Source organism: Arthrobacter sp. I3 (genome assembly GCF_000520575.1).
Classification (GTDB): domain Bacteria; phylum Actinomycetota; class Actinomycetes; order Actinomycetales; family Micrococcaceae; genus Arthrobacter; species Arthrobacter humicola_A.
Genome location: NZ_KI914962.1, coordinates 45,368 through 51,284, shown reverse-complemented (window position 1 = coordinate 51,284; position 5,917 = coordinate 45,368). Strand labels below are relative to the sequence as shown.

Annotated in this window: 6 protein-coding genes and 1 pseudogene; 4 read left to right on the top strand and 3 right to left on the bottom strand. The window is 67.4% G+C overall.

The window, feature by feature from the left end; all coding sequences use genetic code 11:
* From Y706_RS30480 to Y706_RS0120280, 3 genes and pseudogenes are all read left to right on the top strand, one after another.
* A pseudogene (locus Y706_RS30480) lies at positions 1 to 114 on the top strand (GNAT family N-acetyltransferase); the annotation flags it as partial.
* Positions 115 to 169: 55 nt separating this feature from the next.
* A complete protein-coding gene (locus Y706_RS0120285) occupies positions 170 to 904 on the top strand; it encodes a DsbA family oxidoreductase (protein ID WP_028278023.1) in 735 nt (244 codons plus the stop codon).
* A gap of 111 nt (positions 905 to 1,015) precedes the next feature.
* Positions 1,016 to 2,338 (top strand): nicotinate phosphoribosyltransferase, encoded by a 1,323-nt coding sequence (locus tag Y706_RS0120280; RefSeq protein WP_028278022.1) that lies wholly within the window; start codon positions 1,016 to 1,018, stop codon positions 2,336 to 2,338.
* A gap of 51 nt (positions 2,339 to 2,389) precedes the next feature.
* Here the strand turns inward: Y706_RS0120280 and Y706_RS0120275 are convergent, their stop codons facing one another.
* A complete protein-coding gene (locus Y706_RS0120275) occupies positions 2,390 to 2,932 on the bottom strand; it encodes an ArsR/SmtB family transcription factor (protein WP_028278021.1) in 543 nt (180 codons plus the stop codon).
* A 74-nt stretch (positions 2,933 to 3,006) separates the two neighbouring features.
* Between Y706_RS0120275 and Y706_RS0120270 the strand changes: the two genes are divergently transcribed.
* On the top strand, positions 3,007 to 4,257 hold the full coding sequence (locus tag Y706_RS0120270; protein WP_043436649.1) for an MFS transporter: 1,251 nt from the start codon (positions 3,007 to 3,009) through the stop codon (positions 4,255 to 4,257).
* A 58-nt stretch (positions 4,258 to 4,315) separates the two neighbouring features.
* Here the strand turns inward: Y706_RS0120270 and Y706_RS0120265 are convergent, their stop codons facing one another.
* Together Y706_RS0120265 and Y706_RS26735 are read right to left on the bottom strand one after the other, a co-directional pair.
* Complete coding sequence (locus tag Y706_RS0120265) at positions 4,316 to 5,296, bottom strand: aldo/keto reductase (RefSeq protein WP_028278019.1); 981 nt, start codon at positions 5,294 to 5,296, stop codon at positions 4,316 to 4,318.
* A gap of 187 nt (positions 5,297 to 5,483) precedes the next feature.
* A partial coding sequence (locus Y706_RS26735; protein WP_043436647.1) for an SDR family NAD(P)-dependent oxidoreductase occupies positions 5,484 to 5,917 on the bottom strand: 434 nt, incomplete at its 5' end.

The window sequence follows — 5,917 nt, the reverse complement described above, 5'->3', positions numbered from 1 at the left end:
CGGGCCATCCGGTTCTACGAAAAGTCCGGCTTCCGCAAGGTCGGCACCAAGTCCTTCCAACTGGGCACCACCGTGGAACACGACTTCGTGATGGAGCGCCCGGTTGCGCCGTGACGAAGCCGACAGGCCACCGGGGAATGGACCCGGCGGCGGCGCGGTTGTTGCGGGCATGAAGATTGAGATCTGGTCCGACGTCGCCTGCCCCTGGTGCTACATCGGCAAACGCCGTTTCGAAACCGCCCTCGCGGCCTTCCCGCACCGTGATTCCGTGGAGGTGCAGTGGCGCAGCTACCAGCTGGACCCCACGCTCCCGGAGCACTACGACGGCACCGAACTGGACTATCTCAGCACGCGCAAGGGCATGGCTCCGGCGCAGGTATCGCAGATGTTCGAGCACGTTGCGGCCCAGGCCAAGGGCGAAGGGCTGAACTACCGGTTCGACGCCGTCGTGGTCGCCAACAGCTTCACGGCCCACCGGCTGATCCACCTCGCGGCCGCCCATGGCAAGCAGGACGCTGCGAAGGAACGCCTGCTCAGCGACCACTTCGAGCACGGCAAAGACATCGGCAGCCAGGAGTACCTGACCGCTCTGGGCCTTGACCTCGGACTCGACGCCGGCGACCTGGCCGAACTGTTCAGCACGGACACCTACGCGGACGCCGTCCGCAACGACTTCGCCGAGGCCCGCGCCCTGGGCATCAGCGGTGTCCCGTTCTTCGTGATTGACCGGAAGTTCGGACTCTCCGGCGCCCAGCCCGCCGGAACCTTCACCGCCGCCCTCGAGCAGGCGTGGCAGGACAGCCACCCGCTGGTCATGGTGGGCGCCGGTGCGGAGGCTGCGGACGCCACCACCGATTCCCGTGCGGAATCCGGCGCCTGCGGCCCGGACGGCTGCCCCGTCTGAGCCCGGCATCGTCGAAGTCGCCGGAAGTTTCCGGCGACTTGGGGCGTTTCCGGCGATCTCCCGGCACTGGCGGCATCCTGCGGCTTCGGGCGGCCCGGCCTAGAGTGGATCATGGACACTTCGGCCGGACCGGACGGACCCCGGACCTCCCTTTTTACCGACCACTATGAGCTGACCATGTTCCAGGCGGCCCTCCACTCCGGGGCCGCGCACCGCCGGTCCGTCTTCCAGGCCTTCGCCCGGGGACTGCCGGTCGGGCGCCGGTACGGCATCGTGGCCGGCACCGGCCGGCTCCTTGAGGGGATCGCGAACTTCCGCTTCGACGAGGACGACCTCGCCTTCCTGGCCGCCACCGGCGTGGTCCATGAGGACACCGTGGAGCACCTGGCCGCCTTCCGGTTCTCCGGCGACATCTGGGGCTATCCGGAGGGCGAGGCATACTTCCCGCATTCCCCCGTCCTGATCGTCGAATCGACGTTCGCCGAGGCCTGCGTCCTGGAGACCTACGTCCTGTCAGTGCTGAACCATGACAGCGCCATCGCCTCGGCCGCATCCCGGATGACCAGCGCCGCCGGCGGCAGGCCCTGCATTGAGATGGGCTCCCGCCGCACGCACGAGGAAGCGGCCGCTGCGGCGGCCCGCGCGGCTGTCATCGCGGGCTTTTCCGGCACGTCGAACCTGGCCGCCGGGCGGCGTTACGGCCTGCGGACCATCGGCACCGCGGCCCACTCCTTCACCCTGCTCCACGACTCCGAGCGCGACGCCTTCGCGGCGCAGCTGGCATCGCTCGGGTCCGGCACCACGCTGCTCGTGGACACGTACGACGTCGAAGCGGCGGTCCGCACCGCCGTCGACCTTGCCGGAGACAAACTTGGGGCCATCCGGCTGGACTCCGGAGACCTCGTGGCCCAGGCACGGTGGGTCCGGGAACTCCTGGACAGCCTCGGCAACGTGCACACCAGGATCGTGGTGACCTCGGACCTGGACGAATTCGCCGTCGCCGCGCTCCGCTCCGCCCCGGCCGATTCGTACGGCATCGGCACGTCCCTGGTGACCGGATCCGGGGCGCCAACGGCCGGGATGGTCTACAAGCTGGTGAGCCGGGCCGGTGACTCCGGTGAGCTGGCTGCCGTGGCGAAGACCTCGAAGGACAAGATCAACATGGGCGGGCGCAAATTCGCCGTGCGCCGCCTCGACCACCGCGGCACCGCCACCCACGAGGTCCTCGGCGTGGACCACCCGCCGGCCGCCGGAAGAAACGGACGCCCCCTCCTGCAGCAGTTCATGAAAGACGGCGAAATCGTGCCCGGCTGGACCGGCCCGGACGCGGTGGGGCGGGCGCGGGACCGGCACACAGCCTCCATGGCGGAGCTGCCCCGGGTGGTGGACAGGCTGCAGCCCGGCGAGCCGGCCATCCCCACCATCTACGAATAAAGCCCGCTAAGGCGACGCAAGACCCAAATCCCGTTCCGGAAGGACCGCGACCTAGTCTGACGTCCGGTGCAGGGCAAAGATGCCGCCGTAGGCGGGCTGGTCCAAGCGTTGCCGGTCACTGTCGGTGTATTCACTCAGCACAGCGTGGATGCGCGTGGTGAGGTCCTCAGCATCTTCTTCGGAGAGATGCAGAATGAAGCGTGAGAGGCTGGCGAGCGCGTCCGGTCCTGCTTCCGTCAGCTCTTCCCGGAACGCCTCAAGCGGGGCCAGCGGACCGGCTGGACCGGCTTCACTCAGTGCGGTGTCCAGCTTCCAGGACCGCCCCGTGGAACGATACGGCTTCTCCAGCGCGCCACTCTCGCCCGTGCGGACCCCGGCGGGTTCTAGGAACCCCGTTGAGAGCAACTGCCGCACGTGATAAAGCACCGTTCCCGGATCCTGGCCCAGCCGGTCGGCGAGTTGTTTGTTGGTCAGTTCGTGGAGCCCGCACAGGCGCAGGATCCTCAGGCGCAGCGGATGGGCCAATGCCTTAATTTCCCGGTCGCTCGCGACGGGTCTTTTTTGGTCCGCGCTCGGCTGCTCTGCGTCCGTCATGCCCCAATCCTACAATCCGATGTACTGGATTCAATCACCTTGAATTTTCTCAATCACTGTGGAATGGTCCACCTATGACTAGTCACGCTGCGCAGGTGAAGGAACGGCATCGTGCGCCGCTGGGTCCGTCCTACTGGAAGCTGTGGACCTCGTCCGGGCTCTCGAACCTCGCGGACGGCGTCTTCAAGATCGCGCTGCCGCTGCTGGCCATTCAGTTCACCCAGTCACCCACCCTGGTTGCCGGGCTGAGCGTCGCAGCGACGCTTCCCTGGCTCCTCTTCGCCCTCACTGCCGGCGCGCTGGCCGATCGGCTGGACCGGCGCAAGCTCATGTTGTGGGCCAACCTCAGCCGGGCGGTGCTGCCTGCCCTGCTGGCCGCCGTCGTGTTGCTGGATGTGGGCTCCATTTGGGCGCTGTACGTTGTCGCACTGATGGTGGGTGTGGCTGAGACGCTCTACGACACCTCCGCGCAGTCGATCATGCCCCAGCTGGTGCGCAGGGATCAGCTCTCGCGCGCCAACGGCCGGCTCTACGCCGTCGAGCTCACCACCAACCAGTTCATTGGTCCCCCGCTGGGCGGGCTGCTGGTGGCCATGGGCCTGGTCGCGGGCGTTGCCGTGCCGGCGGCCCTGTGGCTTGCGGCCGTTGGCGGCCTGCTCCTGGTCCCGGGGGCATTTCGCACAGAACGTGAGCAGAAGACGACACTGCGATTCGACATTGCTGAGGGGCTGCGGTTCCTCTGGAACCAGAAGATCCTGCGCACCCTCGCGGTGATGACCGGGGTGTTCAACTTCGCATCCAGCGCGGCTTTCGCGGTCTTGGTGCTGTTTGCCGTGGGCCCGGCTTCACAGATGGGGCTGTCCGAAGTGGGGTTCGGCCTGCTGTTGACCACCTCCGCTCTCGGCGCCTTCGTTGGCTCGTTCATGTCCGAGTGGGTGGAGGCCAGGCTCGGCCGGTCGACGTCCCTGATGCTCACGATCTTCGGGGCCGCGCTGTTCGTAGGTGCGCCCGCCCTGACCGACAACCCCTATGTTCTTGGCCCAATCTTCTTTGTGGGCGGCATGCTGATCGTGCTTTGGAACGTCATCACCGTATCCCTGCGCCAGCGCATTACTCCCAACCGCTTGCTGGGCAGAGTCAACAGCGCCTACCGCCTGCTGGCGTGGGGCACCATGCCGCTTGGTGCAGCAGCCGGCGGTCTGCTGGCCCAATGGCTGGGCCTGCAGGTCATGTTCGGCATCATGGGAGTGCTGACGCTCGCGCTACTGGGGATGATGCCCGTCCTCACGAACAAGGCAATGGCCGCCGCCGACGTCGAATCCTAAGTTGCTGCCAGGGGCGCGGATCGGGCATCCGCGCCCCTTGTTTGGTGCCGGATGGCTGTCAGCTGTCGATCGAGGCCATGTTGGCTTCGTCGTGGCGTTCCCCCGCGGCGGGCCGGAGCGCGTTCAGCCGCTCCAGCTGGTCACGGGTGAGTGCGATCCCGTCGGCCGCGGTGTTTTCCTCGACCCGGGAGACCCGGCGGGTGCCGGGGATCGGGGCGATGTCGATCCCACGGGTCAGCAGCCACGCGAGGGCGGTCTGCGCGGGGGTCGCACCGATCTCGGCGCCGATGGCCTTCACCTCGTCGACGATCGCGAGGTTGCGGCGGAAGTTCCCACCCGTGAACCTGGGGTTGGTCTTGCGCCAGTCGTCGTCGGCGAAGTCATCGACGGAGCGGATCTGGCCCGTCAGCAGCCCGTGTCCGAGCGGCGAATACGGAACGAACCCAATTCCGAGGCCGCGCAGCAGCGGCAGGATCTCCGCCTCCACGTCCCGGGTCCACAGCGAGTACTCCGTCTGCAATGCCGAGACCGGCTGCACGGCGTGTGCCCGGCGGATGGTCTCCGGGGAGGCCTCGGACAGCCCGAAGTGCAGCACCTTGCCCTCGGTGATCAGGTCAGCAACCGCGCCGGCCGTCTCCTCGATCGGGGTGTTCCGGTCGATCCGGTGCTGGTAGTACAGGTCGATGTGGTCGGTGCCCAGGCGCTTGAGGGAGCCCTCGACGGCGGCCTTCACGTTCGCCGCGCTGCTGTCGACCACGCCGGGGCCGCCCCCGGAATGGGAGACCAGGCCGAACTTCGTTGCAATCCTGACCTGATCGCGGCGTCCCTTGACGGCTTGGCCGACGATCTCCTCGCTCAGGAACGGCCCGTAGATCTCCGCGGTGTCGATGTGGGTGACCCCGAGGTCAAGGGCGCGGTGGATCGTCCGGATCGACTCCGCGTTATCCAGGGCGCCCTCGCTGGTGTAGGTGCCGGCCATGGTCATGGCGCCGAGTCCGATGCGGGAGACTTCCAGGCTTCCGAGGCGTGCGTTCTTCATGGTGTATTTCCTTTGGGTGTGGTTCCCCGGCCTGGAATGTGGGCATGACCCACAGCGTGGCAAGGGTTTTGGGCGGCCGGTAGCCATTGGCGTCCAGCGGATATGTCGAGACTGGGTGGACGACGGCGGGACGCTCCCGACGTCGTCAGTTTGCGTCGGTGTCAGGCGTCGTCGTCAGGCGTCGGTGTCAGGCGTCGTCGTGGGCCAGGTTGCTGGAGAGCTCGCGGTGGGCGTCGGCCTGGACCTGGAGTTCCTTGGCCCGGGCCTCAAAGACTCCAACGGCGTCCGCTCCGGCGGCGAAGCGCAGCGGCGATTCATCCAGCTCCGCCAGTTGGATGAGGGCGACGGCGAGCTTGGCCGGGTCCCCGCCCTGAAGGCCGTTCATCCCTTTCCACGCGGTGACTGTCTGCTCGGTCCGCTCGGAATAGTCCCCGATAGTGGATGCCGCGTAGCTGGTGGATTCCGGGGTGAGGAGCTCGGTGCGGAAGAATCCCGGCTCAACGATCATGGTGCGGATGCCGAACGGGGCAACTTCGGGGGCCAGGGATTCGGCCCAGCCCTCCACACCGAACTTCGAGGCGGCGTAAGCAGAGAGGAACTCCCCGCCGGCGATGCCGGCGG

Bases quoted from the DNA above. Each gene is read 5' to 3' on its own strand.
- Y706_RS0120285 (WP_028278023.1), top strand. From the start codon at position 170: ATGAAGATTGAGATCTGGTCCGACGTCGCCTGCCCCTGGTGCTACATC.
- Y706_RS0120280 (WP_028278022.1), top strand. From the start codon at position 1,016: ATGGACACTTCGGCCGGACCGGACGGACCCCGGACCTCCCTTTTTACC.
- Y706_RS0120275 (WP_028278021.1), bottom strand. From the start codon at position 2,932: ATGACGGACGCAGAGCAGCCGAGCGCGGACCAAAAAAGACCCGTCGCG.
- Y706_RS0120270 (WP_043436649.1), top strand. From the start codon at position 3,007: ATGACTAGTCACGCTGCGCAGGTGAAGGAACGGCATCGTGCGCCGCTG.
- Y706_RS0120265 (WP_028278019.1), bottom strand. From the start codon at position 5,296: ATGAAGAACGCACGCCTCGGAAGCCTGGAAGTCTCCCGCATCGGACTC.